The 17,048-nt window shown below is 44.4% G+C and carries 20 protein-coding genes; 17 read left to right on the top strand and 3 right to left on the bottom strand.

Going from position 1 to position 17,048, the window contains the following annotated elements; genetic code table 11:
• The gene (locus WB308_RS08365) at window positions 1-1,467 is read right to left on the bottom strand and encodes a SurA N-terminal domain-containing protein (RefSeq protein WP_424190798.1); all 1,467 of its coding nucleotides are present in this window, start codon (window positions 1,465-1,467) and stop codon (window positions 1-3) included.
• Window positions 1,468-1,585: 118 nt separating this feature from the next.
• Here WB308_RS08365 and WB308_RS08360 point away from each other — a divergent pair, with 118 nt between their 5' ends.
• Window positions 1,586-2,887 (top strand): adenosylmethionine--8-amino-7-oxononanoate transaminase, encoded by a 1,302-nt coding sequence (locus tag WB308_RS08360; protein WP_424190797.1) that lies wholly within the window; start codon window positions 1,586-1,588, stop codon window positions 2,885-2,887.
• Here WB308_RS08360 and WB308_RS08355 read toward each other — a convergent pair.
• Entirely contained in the window at window positions 2,873-3,463 is a 591-nt protein-coding gene (locus WB308_RS08355) for a class II aldolase and adducin N-terminal domain-containing protein (protein WP_424190796.1), read from the bottom strand. The two genes, WB308_RS08360 and WB308_RS08355, sit on opposite strands and share 15 nt — an antisense overlap.
• An 82-nt stretch (window positions 3,464-3,545) precedes the next feature.
• Between WB308_RS08355 and rsmH the strand changes: the two genes are divergently transcribed.
• The 16 genes from rsmH (at window position 3,546) to WB308_RS08275 (ending at window position 16,508) form a co-directional block, all read left to right on the top strand.
• Window positions 3,546-4,478, top strand: coding sequence for a 16S rRNA (cytosine(1402)-N(4))-methyltransferase RsmH (gene rsmH, locus WB308_RS08350; protein WP_424190795.1), 933 nt, complete (start codon window positions 3,546-3,548; stop codon window positions 4,476-4,478).
• Between the two features lie 136 nt (window positions 4,479-4,614).
• Complete coding sequence (locus tag WB308_RS08345; RefSeq protein WP_424190794.1) at window positions 4,615-4,893, top strand: hypothetical protein; 279 nt, start codon at window positions 4,615-4,617, stop codon at window positions 4,891-4,893.
• A 95-nt stretch (window positions 4,894-4,988) separates the two neighbouring features.
• Window positions 4,989-5,129: a hypothetical protein gene (locus tag WB308_RS08340; RefSeq protein ID WP_424190793.1), complete on the top strand. Its 141-nt coding sequence runs from the start codon at window positions 4,989-4,991 to the stop codon at window positions 5,127-5,129.
• A 2-nt stretch (window positions 5,130-5,131) separates the two neighbouring features.
• The gene (locus WB308_RS08335; protein WP_424190792.1) at window positions 5,132-5,542 is read left to right on the top strand and encodes a hypothetical protein; all 411 of its coding nucleotides are present in this window, start codon (window positions 5,132-5,134) and stop codon (window positions 5,540-5,542) included.
• An 11-nt stretch (window positions 5,543-5,553) separates the two neighbouring features.
• Complete coding sequence (locus tag WB308_RS08330; protein WP_424190825.1) at window positions 5,554-6,441, top strand: polyprenyl synthetase family protein; 888 nt, start codon at window positions 5,554-5,556, stop codon at window positions 6,439-6,441.
• Window positions 6,441-7,733 carry a glutamyl-tRNA reductase gene (hemA, locus tag WB308_RS08325; RefSeq protein ID WP_424190791.1) on the top strand — a complete coding sequence of 431 codons (1,293 nt, stop codon included), beginning with the start codon at window positions 6,441-6,443 and terminating at the stop codon, window positions 7,731-7,733. The genes WB308_RS08330 and hemA overlap by 1 nt, the downstream gene beginning before the upstream one ends.
• Window positions 7,733-9,436, top strand: coding sequence for a proline--tRNA ligase (locus tag WB308_RS08320; RefSeq protein WP_424190790.1), 1,704 nt, complete (start codon window positions 7,733-7,735; stop codon window positions 9,434-9,436). Before hemA ends, WB308_RS08320 begins: the two co-directional genes overlap by 1 nt.
• The gene (locus tag WB308_RS08315; protein WP_424190789.1) at window positions 9,433-9,840 is read left to right on the top strand and encodes an FxsA family protein; all 408 of its coding nucleotides are present in this window, start codon (window positions 9,433-9,435) and stop codon (window positions 9,838-9,840) included. Before WB308_RS08320 ends, WB308_RS08315 begins: the two co-directional genes overlap by 4 nt.
• Window positions 9,794-10,630 (top strand): DsbA family protein, encoded by an 837-nt coding sequence (locus WB308_RS08310; protein ID WP_424190788.1) that lies wholly within the window; start codon window positions 9,794-9,796, stop codon window positions 10,628-10,630. The genes WB308_RS08315 and WB308_RS08310 overlap by 47 nt, the downstream gene beginning before the upstream one ends.
• Before the next feature lie 24 nt (window positions 10,631-10,654).
• Complete coding sequence (gene hemC, locus WB308_RS08305) at window positions 10,655-11,596, top strand: hydroxymethylbilane synthase (protein WP_424190787.1); 942 nt, start codon at window positions 10,655-10,657, stop codon at window positions 11,594-11,596.
• Between the two features lie 3 nt (window positions 11,597-11,599).
• Window positions 11,600-13,420 (top strand): menaquinone biosynthesis decarboxylase, encoded by a 1,821-nt coding sequence (locus WB308_RS08300; RefSeq protein ID WP_424190786.1) that lies wholly within the window; start codon window positions 11,600-11,602, stop codon window positions 13,418-13,420.
• Between the two features lie 105 nt (window positions 13,421-13,525).
• Window positions 13,526-13,861 carry a c-type cytochrome gene (locus tag WB308_RS08295; protein WP_424190785.1) on the top strand — a complete coding sequence of 112 codons (336 nt, stop codon included), beginning with the start codon at window positions 13,526-13,528 and terminating at the stop codon, window positions 13,859-13,861.
• Between the two features lie 84 nt (window positions 13,862-13,945).
• Window positions 13,946-15,331, top strand: coding sequence for an argininosuccinate lyase (gene argH, locus WB308_RS08290; RefSeq protein WP_424190784.1), 1,386 nt, complete (start codon window positions 13,946-13,948; stop codon window positions 15,329-15,331).
• 24 nt (window positions 15,332-15,355) lie between these two features.
• Window positions 15,356-15,820 (top strand): OsmC family protein, encoded by a 465-nt coding sequence (locus WB308_RS08285; protein ID WP_424190783.1) that lies wholly within the window; start codon window positions 15,356-15,358, stop codon window positions 15,818-15,820.
• A 272-nt stretch (window positions 15,821-16,092) separates the two neighbouring features.
• Window positions 16,093-16,239 carry a lmo0937 family membrane protein gene (locus WB308_RS08280; RefSeq protein WP_424190782.1) on the top strand — a complete coding sequence of 49 codons (147 nt, stop codon included), beginning with the start codon at window positions 16,093-16,095 and terminating at the stop codon, window positions 16,237-16,239.
• A gap of 74 nt (window positions 16,240-16,313) precedes the next feature.
• Complete coding sequence (locus tag WB308_RS08275) at window positions 16,314-16,508, top strand: hypothetical protein (RefSeq protein WP_424190781.1); 195 nt, start codon at window positions 16,314-16,316, stop codon at window positions 16,506-16,508.
• A gap of 92 nt (window positions 16,509-16,600) precedes the next feature.
• Here WB308_RS08275 and WB308_RS08270 read toward each other — a convergent pair whose 3' ends face one another.
• A complete protein-coding gene (locus tag WB308_RS08270) occupies window positions 16,601-16,957 on the bottom strand; it encodes a histidine triad nucleotide-binding protein (protein ID WP_424190780.1) in 357 nt (118 codons plus the stop codon).
• Window positions 16,958-17,048: the final 91 nt, after the last annotated feature.

Genomic DNA, 17,048 nt, shown 5'->3' with positions numbered 1-17,048 from the left:
TCAAATCCCCTCTACATAGATTTCAACTGGATACTTGCTCTCAAGTGCTTTGATCAGCCCTTGATCCAACAAACTCCCTTTGAGCTTGAGCACGGCGTTTTTATCCGCTATTGTTTTGTCTTGAAGCAATTTTTGTTCCAAAACGTTATAAAGAATAACATTTCCGCTCTCAAGTGTAATAAAACCTTGTTTTTGTTTGGATGCAAACAGTTTATTCAGGAATTCTGATCCTTCAGGTGTACTCAAACCCGCTAATTTAGCGCTATCGTTGCGGGTAAGGAAATCGGTTGCCGGGGCACTGAATGTTTTATAGCTGCTTTTAGCTAACTCTTGAAGTTTGGTTCTTTTTGCTTCATTCATATAAAGAGCACTAACATCTGTTTTAGCTTCTTCGTAGCTCATTGTACGAGACGGATTCATTTTTTCGAGTTTTACAACGATATACTCATTCCCAACTTTTCGTGGTTTTAAGAAAGGTTTTTGGAGATTGAGGGCCATAATCTCTTTGGTGACTTCAGGGGAAAAAGGGGAAGACGAAGAGGTCACAATTGCTTTTTGCGCATCAATTCCTGATGCAAGAGCACCTTTTTTATAATCGATGTAGAGACGAAGTGCCTCTTTCTCCGTTGCTTTATCATTAAGAGCTGCAATAATCATCGATTGCGCTTGTTCAAGTGTTAGGAGTTTACCTGTTTCGTCTTTGAGCATTTGACGGTTCATCTCATAATACTCATTCATCTCTTGTGCCGAAGGGGTAGAGGTGAGAGGTTTTTGCGTTACATAGCTGATTTCATAGCTCGGAGCCGTTTTAAACTCTTTTTGCTGTTTTTCCCAGAATGCTTTTATCTCCGTTTCATCAGCACTGAGTGCGATCATGTCCGGGGTGAGGAGTTTGTAGCTGATTTTATCCGAAACCCCAAGAGCACTGCCGAGGGCTTTCTCTTCAATCGCGATAGCATTTGAGCCGAGAAGATAAAGTGTTTTTTGGATTAACAGCTCTTTTTTCATCGACTCTTCGTACTCTTTAATGGTTAAGTGATTTTGTTTTAGCACTTCGGCATAGACCGTTTTATCAAAGGTGCCGTCTTTGGCAAAAGCAGGCTGTGATTTAATGATATTCAAGAGTTCTTCGTCGGTAACGATCAAACCGTAACTTTGCGCTAGATTGAGGACAAGCGCTTGATTGACCAGCTGGCGAAGGGCTTGGCGTTGAAGTCCGAATTGCTGTGCTTGTTTTTCGTCAAACTTTCCTTGGAAAAGCTGATTGTATTGGTTAAAAAGATTGGAATAGCTTTTTTGCAGTTCTGCCGAAGTGATCGAAACATCTCCCACTTTGGCTACGGCACCTGCTTTGTCTCCGTAGCTGTATTGTCCCCATCCGACGAATCCGGCTCCGATAAAGGCTATAGTGGAGATCCAGATCGTAATGACCAAGTATTTTCGATGGCGCTGCATCCAAGTAATCATATTAAACGATCCTATTGTAAAATTCAGATATTCTATTCAGTTTACCATTAAACTTGGATGAAAATGGCCTATGACTAACAAATGTTATCATATTATAACTCAATTTTAGAGGTTTTCAATGAATAATTCAGAGATGTCGGTGAGAGATTTGAACGTTTTGTGGCATCCGTGCACACAAATGAAAGATCACGAAACAATCCCCATCATTCCTATTGCAAAAGGGGAAGGGATATATCTTTACGATTTCGAGGGGAACCGTATTATCGATGCGATCAGCAGTTGGTGGGTTAATCTTTTCGGCCATTGCAACCCCTATATCAATCAAAAAATTAAAGAGCAGCTAGAGAAGCTCGAACACGTTATTTTGGCGGGCTTTACCCATGAAGGGATTGTTCGCCTTTCGGAGCGGTTGATAAAGCTTTCACCCGATGGGCTAACGCGCTGTTTTTATGCGGATAACGGTTCAAGTGCGATTGAAGTGGCTCTGAAGATGAGTTATCACGCGCATAAAAACAGAGGAAAAGAGAGACGGTTGTTTGTCTCTCTCACGGATAGCTACCATGGTGAAACCTTGGGTGCTCTGTCGGTCGGGGATGTGGCTCTTTACAAAGAGACGTACGAGCCGTTATTGATCCGCTCACTCCAAACGCCATCCCCCCGTAATCAGAGTGTCGAAGCCGCAATGGAGGCGGTTGAACTATTCGAAGAAATGCTGAAGGAGCGGGGGGAAGAAATTTCAGCCTTCATCGTTGAGCCTCTGGTGCAGTGCGCAGGGGGGATGAAAATGTACCATCCCCGCTTTTTGACTGAAGCGAAGCGTCTGTGCGAAGCGTATGGAGTCCATTTTATTGCTGATGAGATCGCCGTTGGATTCGGCCGTACCGGAACCTTGTTTGCGTGTGAACAGGCGAATATCACCCCTGATTTCATGATCCTCTCTAAAGGGCTTACCGGGGGCTATTTGCCGCTATCGGTGGTTTTGACGACTGAGGAAATATATGGGGTATTTTATTGCGATTATAATCCGGTTCGCTCTTTTTTACACTCACACAGTTATACGGGCAATGCTTTGGCATGTGCGGCGGCCAATGCTACCCTGGATCTTTTTGAATCGAATAATGTGATTGAAAATAACCGCATTACGATAGCCTTTATGGCGGAAGAGCTAAAACGCTTTGAGACGATGGAGAGAGTGAAAGAAGTTCGACAGTGCGGGATGATTGCGGCGATCGAGTTGGAGGGATTTGATCCCTCACAGCGTATTGGCCTGAAAATTCACCAACACTGTGTAAAAGAAGGGGTTCTGATAAGACCCTTGGGAAGCGTCATTTATATCATGACGCCGTATGTGATTCAAACCGATGAATTGAAAAGTGTTTTTAATGCGATAGAAGAGGCAATTCTCTTAATCGATGTCTAAACGGGCTTGCGAGTGGTCGAGCATTAAAATTCGGCAGCTCCGCTCCAAAATAGAGAGCTGTCGTACCATAGAATGGATATCACGGCTAAAAGCGTAGACACCGTACCCTCGTATCACCATGATGGTCGTATTGTTTTGCTGAAAATACTGGGGGATTTCACTGACGGCCCGTTCATACCAGTCATCAAATTTTTTGGGATCATAAATCGCAATTTTTCCAAATTCTTTAAATCCGAAATAATCTTTCGGGATGATAATGGAATGGTTCAGTGAAAATGCGGTCGTAAACGGGGGCATCGTAAACGTGATATATTTGGCATCGGAGATCTGACGATAAATTCCCTGATGGATCGAAGCATCAATACTGGCATCTTTCCAACGGTAGTCTTTGTTGTAGAACAGATCGATCAGGCTCTCTTCACTGATGGAATCGAAAACTGCGTTTTTCTTGTTGATTGTGAAGAGATTGGTATCGAGTTTTGCGGAAAATGCGCCATGATAAATGCCAAAAAAATCTTTTCGAAACATCGAAAGGGCAAAAGAAGCAAGCTGACGTTTGACATATTGTTTATCCATGAATAAGATTTTAACATACTTTTAAACAATATGTTAGTGAGGGTAAGCTATTATAGCTCTACTAAAATGCAAAGGCAGTTGTGTGCAAGAAACTCCTCATATCCCCGTTCTTTACCGAGAAGTGATCGAAGCCTTTTCTTCGTGTAAAGAGGGGATTGTCGTGGACTGCACAATGGGGTATGGGGGGCACTCCTCATTATTGCTGGAGAATAACCCTTCTTTATCCCTTGTCGGGATTGATCAAGATCCCACGGCAATCGCATTTTCGTCCAAACGTCTTGAACCGTATGGCAAGCGGGTAACGATTCGGCGGGGACGTTTTTCAGAGGTTGCCGCCGAAGTGATGGCTGAAAACGGGGAGAAAATTTGTGGGATCCTGGCTGATATCGGAGTTTCATCGCTTCAGCTTGATCAGCGTGAGCGGGGGTTTTCGTATGAGAGCGATAGACTCGATATGCGGATGAATCCCGATGCGCCTTTGAGTGCCGACGAAGTGGTAAACACCTATTCACAGAGTGCCTTAGAAACGATACTGCGTGAATACGGTGAAGTGACGAATGCCCGTAAAGTGGCCGAGACGATCGTTTCAAAGCGTCCGTTTTCCTCAGCCAAAGAGCTTTCCAACGCGATTTTTCATTTGATGCCGAAGGGGAAAAAGATTCATCCCTCGACTTTGGTGATGCAGGCGATTCGGATCGAGGTAAACGATGAACTCGGAGAACTGACACGATTGCTGGATGCGGTTGAATCATCAGCAATCAAACATATGCGGGTAGCTATCATTACGTTTCACTCACTGGAAGATCGGATAGTCAAGAATCGGTTTGCGCGCTGGGCGAAAAATTGTATCTGTCCTGATGAAGCGATGCGGTGCACGTGCGGTAACAATCACGCTATTGGCAAGGTGCTTACCAAAAAACCGCTGATTGCTCAGGAGGATGAGCTGCGGGAAAATTCCAGAAGCCGAAGTGCAAAATTACGGGTATTTGAGATCAAAAGGGACTTTTCAAAATGAAAAGGAACTTCTGCCTCAAAGAGGCAAGCTTTTCGAGGAAACATTGGCGATGCCAAGCGGTTCCCTTGTTTTGTGCCATAGCGGTAAGCGCAGGTACAGGGATAGTATTCCTGTACCGTTTAAAATGGAATCTGATATGAGCGAAAAGAACGATATTTTAGAAGAGACGCAACAGATCATCAGCCCCGATGATTCGATGGGGATTCGGTTTTTAGGAAGAATTGCGTTAGGGGTTACTTTTGTATTACTGGTCGTATTTCCGAAGATATTTATCAATACCCAAATTTATTTCAACAGTCGTGAAATCTCTACACTAAGCCATGAACATGATGCGTTAATGGAAGAAAATCGTCTTATCAAAGCAAAAGTTGAATTAATGAAATACAAAAGTCAGGTTGCAGATACTCTTTTTTGAATCTTTAGTCTTTTTTCTGCACGATCTTTTGTTTTTTGTCGCCTAAGAATTCAGATGGTATAATCGCCGACTTAAATTGATACTTTGGAGATACAATGTATAATTTGTTTAAAGACGAAGATACTGGTTTCCAAAGATCGCCGAAAAGCAAATTTTTGGATACTGATGAGATCGATATGATGGCTAAAAATCTTGATATCGTTTCTGTCGTAAATGTATTGACTCAAAACGAGTAGTTGTGAAAAATTTTTTCGTATTCTTGATTCTCGGGGCGCTTTCAATCATGGAGGCGTCTGCGTGGAGAGAATCGAAAAGTTTTACCCTCAAAAAAGATGAATTGGTTAAAATTTTAATCAAGAGTGAGGGACAAGAGCGGGTATTGAATTTTCGATGGACCCTTTATACGGATAAAGGATTGGTAGTTCATGAGAGTTTTGATCGGTTTGTAGGACAACATATTCTGTTTGCAACACATGCCAATCAAAGTTTTCGAAAACGTCTTTTGCCCCCCAAAAGAAGTCAAAAAGATGTCCCGTACGTGATCGTTGTTTTTAAAAAATTTGATGAAGCGAACGCTACGGCACAAATGGATCTTTTTTTGATCGACAAAGAGAACCGAATCGTGTTGGATTATTTAACAAAGAAGTGATTACCGGAATGTTGGAAAACGTAGAAAACCTTATTGCCAAACTGATCGATGAGGTCGAGTATCCTCAAGCCGCTGAACTGTTCCAAAAACTCTCGGGTGGAAAACGGTTACGTGCACGGCTGATCTTAACCATTGCCCCGGAAGCTGCTGACGCACCGTTGCTCGGTGCGATTGTCGAGCTGATTCATGCGGCGAGTCTGCTTCATGATGATGTGATCGATGAAGCCCAGCTCCGTCGCGGTGTTCCGTCTGTGAATGCGACACAGGGGTCTAAAACCGCTATTATGCTCGGCGATATTCTCTATTCCAAAGCATTTAGCTCTCTTACGGCATTTGATCCTGCTATTTCTCGCGCCGTTGCCGAGTCCGTTACCCGTCTCTCGGTTGGGGAGATGATGGACGTGGCGATGGCGGAGCGTTTCAATACCGACCGTGAACTCTACCTCAAAATGCTTTATCTCAAAACGGCCACCCTGATCGAAGCGTGTGGCTACAGTGCCGCGCTATTAGCGGGAAAAAATGAAGAGGCCCATGCCATCTACGGCAAAAACTTGGGATTGGCATTCCAAATCGTGGATGATATTCTTGACATCACTGCCGATGAAGCGACGTTGGGGAAACCATCGCTCAATGATTTTTCCGAGGGGAAAGTGACGCTGCCGTATATCGATTTGTATGAGCGGCTCAACAATGATGAAAAAGAGCGATTGGTTCGTAATCATGCGAAAGTGTTGAATGACGAAGAAAAAGGGTGGATCCGTTCTAAAATGGATGAATTCAGAATTATTGAGAGCTCTTATGCCCATGCCAGAGCATTGTGTGATGAAGCAATCCGCGTTATCGGTGATGATAGTGCTTTGCGCTCCATTATCGAAACCGTGATCCAAAGAAGTCATTGATGCATTTTTTAATCGTTAGTTTTTCGCACAAAAACTCGACGTTGGGGATACGGGAGAAACTTGCATTTGTGGATGAAGCGGCACAGCTGCGTGCGTTGAATACTCTGAATGCCCATACATGTATCAGCGAGTCCATGATTCTCTCCACCTGTAACCGTGTTGAAATTTTTTGCAGTTGTAACGATACGGAAACGGCAAGCGAGGTGCTTTTTTCTTTTTTAGCCAAACATTCGGGACTCACTGCGCACGAGTTGCACGAACGGGCTGATATTTTCGATGATGAGGGGGGAATTCACCACCTCTTCAGTGTTGCCAGTTCGCTAGATTCGATGGTGGTCGGAGAGACGCAGATCTCCGGTCAGCTCAAAGATGCCTTTAAACTCTCTCAAGACAACGGATATTCTGCCCAGAAAATTGCCCGTGCGATGAGCTATGCGTTTAAATGTGCCGCAGAGGTGCGTAATGCAACTAATATCTCCTCTAAACCGGTTTCGGTTGCGAGTGTCGCGATTGCTAAAGTCAAAGAGTCGGTCGGGGATGTAAAAGGTAAAAAAGCGCTCGTGATCGGTTCGGGTGAGATGTCGGTGATTGCTTGTAAACATCTGAGTGCCCAAGGGGTTGATGTTACGGTGATGAACCGAACCTTTGAGAAAGCCGAAGCGATTGCGAGAGAGTGCAATGCCCGCGTTCGATCGTATGAGGAAATGGCCTATGCAATCAATGAAAATGAACTTCTTTTTACCGCTACGGGTTCACTCACTCCGATTATTACCGATGAGATGATCAAACCGACGTCGTTTAATCGATATTGGTTTGATATGGCGGTCCCGAGAGATATCGAATGCGACAGTGATCTTTGGTCTATTCGCCTTTTTTATGTGGATGATCTTAAAGAGATTGTCAGTGAGAACATCGCGCTTCGCGAAGATGAGGCAAAACTCTCCTATGTGATTGTTCGCCGTCATGTCATCGGGTTTTTCGAATGGCTTAAAACTCTCTCGGTTGAGCCTTTGATCAAAAATATGTATCTGCGAGCTTCCGATGCCGCAATGAAAGAATCGATGCGTGTTATTGAAAATGGCTATATTCCGAAAGAGTATGAAAGTGCGGTTCAAAAAGCGACGCTGCAAGCCCTGAAACGCTTTTTGCACCCGTTTGCCGAGCGGATGCGCGACGGTTCGGATCCGATGCGTGTCGATGCCCTGATCGAATCAATGAGTTTTTTAATGAATCAGGAGGAGGGTTCTGACCTTTCCCAAAACTCCTGTACCTATTACCCTAAAGGAAAATAATGCGTTTTACCAAAGCCTATATCCCAACTACCAAAGAAGCACCGAAAGATGCTCAACTCCCTAGCCATATCTACCTTTCGCGTGCCGGATTTGTAACGCAGGTTGCGGCCGGATTGTACAATTTTTTACCGATGGGCAAACGGGTGCTTCGTAAAATAGAAAACATCATTAATGAAGAGATGGCGGCGTGCGATGCTCAAGAAGTCGATCTCAGCTTTGTTACCCCTGCCGAGTTGTGGGAAGAGAGCGGACGGATTGAGAAGTTCGGTAAAGAGTTGCTTCGTTTCCGTGACCGAAAAGAGAACCTTTTCGTCCTCGGGCCTACCCATGAAGAGATGATGGTAAACATCGTTCGTAACCGTGTAACGAGCTACAAACAGCTTCCAATCAATCTCTATCAGATTAAAACCAAATTCCGTGATGAAGCACGCCCGAGATTCGGTCTTATGCGCGGACGCGAATTTGTGATGAAAGACGGTTACAGCTTCCACTCCAGTACCGAAGATCTGGATCGTGAATTTGATGCGATGGAAGCGGCGTACAAACGGATTTTAGAGCGATTGGGTCTGGAATTTCGTATCGTTGAAGCCGACAGCGGAGCGATCGGCGGTACAGGATCGAAAGAGTTGATGGTGCTTGCCGGAAGCGGTGAAGATACCTTGGCGGTATGTGATACGTGCGAATACGGTGCGAATGTCGAAGCAGCCCGCCGTGCGCCTCGAAGTATCATCCCTGAAGCACCGAGTGCCGATTTTGCCCGTTTCAAAACGCCGAATATCAAATCGATCGAAGATTTGAGCAATTTCTTCCATGTGGATTCTTATTATACTCTCAAAGCGGTAGTACAGCGTGCCGTATACACGGAAGGTTCAGAACTGGTATGTTTCTTTATCCGTGGATGCGACGAGCTTCAAGAGGTAAAAGCACGTAACAGTGTCGGGGCGATCGATTTAGTCGATGCTACCGAAGCGGAACTCAGTGATATCGGTTTGGTTCCGGGATTTATCGGGCCGTTGGATCAAGATAAAATCCGCATCGTAATGGATAACGATACTCGGGGTGCTACCACAATGATTTGCGGTGCCAATGAAGCCGATTACCATTTTGTAGGTGTTGATCTGAGTGTGATGAATGAAGCCCATTTCGCCGATCTCGCAAGTGTCCAAGAGGGGGACGGGTGCCCACACTGTAACGGCAAAATTCTCCACACCAAAGGGATCGAAGTAGGGCATATCTTCAAACTCGGAACCGTTTACTCAGCCCCTTTGAAAGCCGAATTTCTGGATGAAAATGGACGAAGCCAACCGTTTATCATGGGAACCTACGGGATGGGTGTCAGCCGTCTTGTTGCTGCGGTGATCGAGCAGCACCACGATGAAAAAGGGTGTATCTGGACCCATGCAACGGCTCCGTATTTAGTCAATGTCATGGTCTCGAATATCAAAGAAGAGAGCCACATGGCGTACGCGGAAGAGCTTTATGCCTCATTGCAAGGGTGTGGGATCGAGACGATGCTGGACGATCGTAAAGAGCGTTTCGGATTTAAAATGTCCGATGCCGAATTGATCGGGTTTCCGTTTACCGTCATTGTGGGTAAAGAGCTTGAGAATGGATTGGTTCAAATCATGGTACGCTCTAGCAGAGAAATGATTACCGTGGACGCGGCGGACGTACTCGGTAAAATTCAGGAATTGTCCCGATGATCTATTTTCTGATCTACCTTTTTTTGGAAGTGATCCTCACGATTGAGATTGCTTCACGGATCGGGGGATTAGCCACCTTCTTAGAGATTGTAGCCAGTGCTATGATAGGAATTTTCATTTTGATGAATTTTCGACACACATTGTCTGAAAATCTTTCTGCCTTGCAGATGCGTCAAATCGATATGCAGGGATTCTCTAATCGAAATCTAATGGGATTATTGGGGGCGATTCTCCTGATTCTTCCGGGGTTTTTGGGCGATATCATCGGAATATTGATGCAATTTTCCCTTTTTGGTTCGCTCATCATTAACCGTTTTTCGCGAAAATACCACACACCAACTCAACCAAAGGATGATCATGTCATTGATGCCGAAATTATCGAGCATACTCCTACTCTCCGCTAGCCTCATGGCGGCAACCGATGCCGATGTTGTCTCATTTTTAAAAAAAGGGATTGGAAACAACCCGAATATCAGCAATTTGAAAATCGATGTGAGCGGTAAGAAAAATCTTCCTGCAATGAGCGGGTGGCAAGCTTACTTTGTTACGATTGAAGCGGATGTGAAACAAGGTGGCGATATCCGTCATATCAACCAAAACGGAACCTATTTTGTCAGCGGTAATATTTTAGCTCCTGAACTGGTTAATCTCAAAACGGGTGAACGGTATAACGATAGTGTAGCTCCTGATTTTAACGATGCATTTTATACGAAATCCAATCGAATCAGCGGAGAAGCAAATGCAACCTACAAAGTAGCGATTTTTTCCGATCCCCTTTGTCCGTTTTGCCGCCGTTATGTCCCCGAAGCACTCTCATACATGACAAAATATCCGAAAACGTTTGCCGTCTATTATTACCATCTTCCGCTTACAAGTCTTCACCCTGCCGCGGTCACTTTGACCAAAGCAGCGATTGCTGCAGAGCAAAATGGTATGGATGATGCCGTTTTAAAGCTTTACAAAGTAGAGGTGAATGCAAATGAAAAAGATGAGCAAAAAATTCTGAGTGCCTTTAATAAAACATTCGGGACGAAAATCGACAGTGATGATATCCGACGCTCTTCCGTGGTCAAGCAGTTTGAATTCGACCAAAAAGTCTCTCAGTCAATGATGGTTGCCGGAACCCCGACCGTCTTTTTTAATGGTAAAAAAGACCCTTCGAAAAACAAATACAAAGATGTAAAAATAAAATAACCAACCACAAAAGTTAGGATGACAATGAAAAAACTTACCATCGCAACCCGCGGAAGCAAACTTGCCCTTTGGCAGTCGAATCACATCAAATCGGTGATCGAATCGAATTTTAGTGATGTTCAGGTCGAACTCAAAATTATTATCACCTCTGGGGATAAGATTTTGGACGTGCCGCTCGCTAAAATCGGGGGTAAAGGGCTGTTTCTCAAAGAGATCGAAGAGTCAATGCTTCGCGGTGAAGCACAGATGGCAGTTCATTCGCTTAAAGATGTTCCGACCGTTATGCCGGAGGGGTTATTGCTTTCGGCAATCACATTACGCGAAGATGTTCGTGATGCAATGCTCAGTGAAAAATATTCGGACATTATCTCACTTCCCCAAGGTGCCATCGTCGGTACCTCTTCATTACGCCGACGTATGCAGCTGGTAAAACAACGTCCTGATCTGGTGATCAAAGATTTACGCGGTAATGTGGATACCCGTATTCGTAAGCTCAAAGAGGGGGAATTCGATGCCATTATCCTTGCTGCGGCAGGGATTAACCGTTTGGGATTTTCGGATTTGGTAGAGTATTTTTACCCAATTCCTCTCGATGAGATGCTTCCGGCTATGGGGCAGGGTGCTCTAGGGATTGAGACGGTCAATGAAGCGTGGGTTTTGGAAATCGCCAAATTTTTAGAAGATGAAAACAGTCGTATCGAAACGACGATTGAACGCGGTTTTGTCGATACACTTAACGGCGGATGTCAGGTTCCGATCGGTGTAAGTGCACGGGTTCAGGAAAACGGTGAGGTGATTGTCCGCTCAACGCTCGGGATGCCCGATGGGTCTGAAGTGATGGGAGATGAGATTGTTGTCTCTAAATCAGAAACTCAAGGTATCGGTGAAGCAATGGCGAAGCGTCTCATTGAGAAAGGAGCGATGGATTTGCTCCATCGTGCCGAAGTTATGGCAAACAAGGCATAACCGGTGACCTTACAAAAAACGATTGATTTATTAAAATCGAAAGATGAATTGCGTATTATTGATACCCCTTTGGATATTGCACTCGAAATCCCTCATTTGGCATACGCCGAAGTAAAAAAAACTGAGGGAGGAAAAGCGCTCCTTTTTACCCATCCGATCGATCGCAAGAGCGGTAAATCATTTGATATCCCTGTGGTGATGAATCTTTTTGGTTCGTATCGCCGTACGGAACTTCTTTTTGGACGTGAGGTGGAAGGGGTTGCGGCAGAGATTGAAAAACTTCTTCACATGAAGCCCCCGCAAGGATTCAAAGAAAAAATCGGGATGCTCGGCGATTTGTTTGCCATGAAAGATATTTTCCCTAAAAAACTTAAAACGCGCGGAAGCTGCCAAGAGGTGGTAAAGCAGGGCAATGAAGTGAACCTGTATGATCTACCGATTTTGACCACATGGGAAGAAGACGGAGGACCGTTTATCACGATGGGTCAGGTTTATACCCAAAGTCTGGATGGCGGACTGGTCAATCTGGGAATGTACCGTTTGCAGGTGTACGATAAAAACCATTTGGGAATGCATTGGCAAATTCACAAAGATTCTTCTCACTTTTTCGATCAGTATCAACGCGCCGGTAAAAAAATGCCGGTTTCCATCGCTATCGGCGGTGATCCCCTTTATACCTGGTGTGCGACCGCCCCATTACCCTATGGAGTTAACGAATTGCTGCTCTATGGGCTCATTAAAAAAGAGTCTCCTAAACTGGTGGAATCGATTACAACCCCTCTTTATATCCCCGGAGATGTTGATTTTGTTATCGAGGGGTGGGTCGATACCGAAAAACTGGCGCTTGAGGGGCCGTTTGGAGATCATACAGGATACTATACCCTTGCTGAGCATTATCCGGTATTGGAAGTGAGTGCGATCACACACCGCAAAAACCCTTATTATTTGGCAACCGTTGTCGGAAAACCCCCATTGGAAGATAAATACATGGGATGGGCGACGGAACGGGTGTTTTTGCCGCTTCTGAAAACTAACGCTGCTGATTTAATCGACTATCATATGCCGGAAAACGGAGTGTTTCACAACCTTATTCTGGCAAAAATGAAACCGCTTTATAAAGGACATGCGAAGCAGTTTATGCATATTTTTTGGGGTTCCGGGCAGATGAGTTTCGTGAAGCATGCCCTCTTTTTTGGAGAAGATGCTCCAAAACTCACCAATTATGAGGCATTAATCACCTATGCCCTGAACCGATTTATCCCTAAATGTCTTTTTATCTCCGAGGGGATTACCGATGCTCTCGATCATTCCAGCCCCGAGTCGTTAGTGGGAGGGAAACTGGGGATTGATTTTACCCCGTCGTATATGCCGATTGCTCCTGAATCGATCGACAGTTCTGTGCTGTTGGGACATGTCCGATCCCTTATCCCTGAAGTAACCGGGTTGACACAGTATATGCGCCACACCGCGAATCCGATTACGGTGATCAGTGTTCAAAAAAAACGCGCGCTTAAAGAGTGTTTTAATGCGTTAGAAGCATTAAAGGGCTATTTACGTATCGTTATTTTTGTGGATGAAGCTAAAAATGATATTCATAACCCTTATATGCTTATTTGGCGTGTAACTAATAATATGGATGCCGCTCGTGATCTATACCGTTCAGAATCCGTTGTGGCGATTGACGGTACCATGAAAACCGATGTGGATGGATTTGAACGTGAATGGCCGGGAGATGTTGAATGTACTCCGTCTGTTGTTGAACGTCTTAAATCACTTTCATTATGGGATTTGGAACTAAAATTAGAGAAGAAATACCAGTTGTAAGGTGTTGTCTCCCTTGTTTGAGGAGAATGACATTAAGGATTTTATTAGAATTAGTAATGTAAGATTGAAAGCTTAAATATTTTATAAATAGGGAAAATTAATTCCATGCGCATGTTTTATGCTACAGTAGCACTTACACTTTTAGCCGGTTCGACACTTCTCAATGCAGCCACATACAAAGGGCAGAAAATTTATATGGACTCTTGTAAAGAGTGTCATGGCGGCGGCCAAGAGTTAGCCGGATCGAAAAAGCAGCGTGTGTGGGAAAAGCTTATGGATGACAAAGGGGAAAAACTGGCCGATATCCACCTCTCGTCAAAAAAAGCGCAAGCATCATGGGAATATTTCAAAGGTCGCAGTTACACAAAAGGGGCAAAACATCTCGAAGATTTTTTGGTCGAGTATGCTGCCGATAGCGGTAACGTTCCCGCCTGTAATTAAATAAACCTCCATCCCTAAGGGGATGATTTTCTTCTAAACCAAACTTCGCTAAAATACCCCACTTTTACACTACTCGGAGATACCATGGAAAAGATGTGGTCCGGACGTTTCACACAAGATGCGTCAACCCTATTAGAAAAATTTAATGCCTCGATCATGTTTGATCAAAAACTTTACCGTGAAGATATCGAAGGTTCCATTGCACACGCACAAATGCTGGCCCATCAGGGAATTTTAACGGACGAAGAGCTTGCTGCTATTGAAGCGGGGATGGCTCAAGTTCTGAGTGAAATTGAATCGGGTGCGTTTGAATGGAAAATCGGCGATGAAGATTTACACATGGCGATTGAAAAACGGCTCACCGCCATTATCGGTGAAGCGGGAAAAAAACTTCATACCGCCCGCAGTCGTAACGATCAGGTAGCCCTTGATTTTCGCCGTTTTGTTCTTCGTAAAAATCGGGAAATTGTTGGACAAATTAAAGCACTTATGGAAGTCGTTGTCGATATTGCTCGCGAACATACGACGACACTGCTCCCGGGGATGACCCATTTGCAGCATGCTCAACCGATTAATTTTGCATTTCATCTGCTGGCGTACGCATCGATGTTCAAACGTGATTGTGAAAGATTTGAGAGCAGCGTCTCGCGCAACAATATCTCTCCGATCGGATGTGCCGCACTTGCCGGAACTCCGCATAATATCAACCGTGAAATGACCGCTAAAACATTGGGATTCGATTCGGTCAGTATTAATTGTCTTGATACCGTCAGTGATCGCGATTTTGCATTGGAAATTTTATTTAACATTTCTACGCTGATGATGCATATTTCCCGCCTTGCGGAGGAGATCATCCTCTGGTCGAGCTATGAGTTTCGTTTCGTTGAGCTGTCCGATCAATATTCGACCGGAAGCTCTATTATGCCGCAAAAGAAAAATCCTGATGTTCCTGAGCTCCTTCGCGGGAAAACGGGGCGTGTATTCGGGAATTTGATGGGGCTTTTGACGGTGATGAAAGGGTTGCCGCTTGCGTACAACAAAGATACCCAAGAGGATAAAGAGGGGGTATTTGACAGTGTGGAAACCGCTGAAATTTCTCTTGAAATTCTCCGTGAGGCACTAAAATCCATGACAATCAAGCCCCAAAATATGGCGCGTGCCTGTAAGCTCGGGCATTTAAGTGCAACCGATTTGGCCGATTATCTGGTTGAACATTGCGGGGTGCCGTTTCGCGAAGCACACCATATTACCGGGCGTGCGGTTGCCCGTGCCGAAGTGCTTGGAATCGATTTGAGCGATATCGATTATGCGGAACTTCATGCTATTGATAGCCGAATCAAAGAGGATGTCATCGCGTATTTGGCGATTGAGCATTCGATGAATGCCCGCGTATCTCAAGGGGGTACAGCTGAAGTACGCACACTAGAGCAGATTATCTATTTTGATCACTATTTAAAAGATATAAAATAAGCCATTTAAAAAGGATTTAAAACTATGAAAATTACCGTGAGTCATCAAAATGAGATGAAATTTGAGGCGAAAACTGAAAAAAGCAGTTTCATCATCGACTGTCCTCAAATTTCTCCGATCGAGTATTTTTTAAGCGGAATTATCACCTGCAGTGCAACGGATGTCGTAATGCTTCCGAAACAACAGGGATATGAGGTTAAAAACCTTGAAGTCTCCGGTGAAGTGGTACGTAATGAGTCTGCACCACGCAAATTTAACACCCTTCATCTCGAATACCGTTTTGACTCCAATGCGGACGATACGTTGGCGGCACGCTGGGTAATGGCAAGCTTGGAGACCTATTGTTCCACGATCAATACGATCCGTGACACTACGGCGATCAGCTATACGATTATCCATAACGGCAATGTGATTCGCGAGAATGAGAAGATGATCAGCGGCGGCGGAAGCAGCGTTGATTTCGGTACGCTTCAAGGGTGTAACGCCTAAAACCCCTCTGCTCTTTTTCCCTTCGAAGTGTGAAGATGGGCTTTGCCCGCTTTCCTCTCCTTTCTTTAAGTTCAATTTAACATTATGATGTTTAACCGGTACGCTACTGTTTTATCTTTAGGTTGTATCAAGGGGATTTTATGTATTCTTAACTGATGCTGTTTTTTATAAGTAAAAACAATGCATTGAGTCAGGTTATGTATAAGCTGCCGCTCAGGCGGTTAAACCACTTTATTTACGATTAGCCTGTTTATGGCAGAAGGAGACGTAAAATGCTTGAGACTATTGCAATTATTCTGATTATTCTGTGGCTTTTAGGGTTCGTTACCTCGTATACAATGGGGGGATTGATCCATATTCTCCTGGTCATCGCAGTCGTGGTGATTCTGATTCGCGTCATTCAGGGCCGGCGTCTGTAGCAATTCTTGGATATTCAGCCAGTTTTTAAAAGAGAGGTGAAAGTGCGATGAATGTGTCAAAAATAATAGGGATTGTGTTAGTGCTAGCGGGTGTCCTTGGATTGGTATATGGAGGTTTCAGTTACACGAAAGATACCCATGAAGCAACCATAGGAGCGATTGAGCTGTCGGTAAAAGAGCAAGAGCGCGTTAACATCCCGGTTTGGGCTGGCGTCGGTGCAATAGCATTGGGCGGTTTACTGCTTCTTTTGGGCAGCAGAAAAAGCTAACAGTCGGTAGCTTTTTAAAAGCAAGGTGAGTTCATGGTTGGAGATGCCCTAGAGGGGACATGCAGTCACCACGAACGGAATTTTATTTTGAATTAAAAGAAGTCTTTCGGATCGGCGTCGGCGAAATGTCCCCATTTGAGCTTCGCTCCGCCGAGGATATGAAAGTGGAGATGCCCCACCTCTTGTCCGCCGTTTTCCCCGATATTACTGATGATTCGGTATCCGCTTTCATCAATTCCGCATGTTTTGGCAATTTCTTGCATAAACGTTGACATTCTCCCCATTACCTCTCCCGGAATATCGTTAAAACTTTGATAATGCGCTTTGGGAATGGCTAAAACATGAACAGGGGCTTTCGGATTGATATCATGAAAGGCGTAAAATTCATCGTTTTCGGCAACGGTATTTGAAGGAATTTCTTTGTTGATAATTTTGCAGAAAATGCACATGCTAAACCTCTTTTTTTATGCTATTGTAACACATGCTTTGTCCCTTGAAGCTAATTATAAAAGAGATTTGACTACAATATCTCTCAAATTG

Origin of the sequence: Sulfuricurvum sp., assembly GCF_049587615.1 — a bacterium.
In the GTDB taxonomy this organism is placed as follows: Bacteria; Campylobacterota; Campylobacteria; order Campylobacterales; family Sulfurimonadaceae; genus Sulfuricurvum.
Note: the sequence above shows the minus strand (reverse complement) of the source record. Positions and strands in the feature narration are given on the sequence as shown.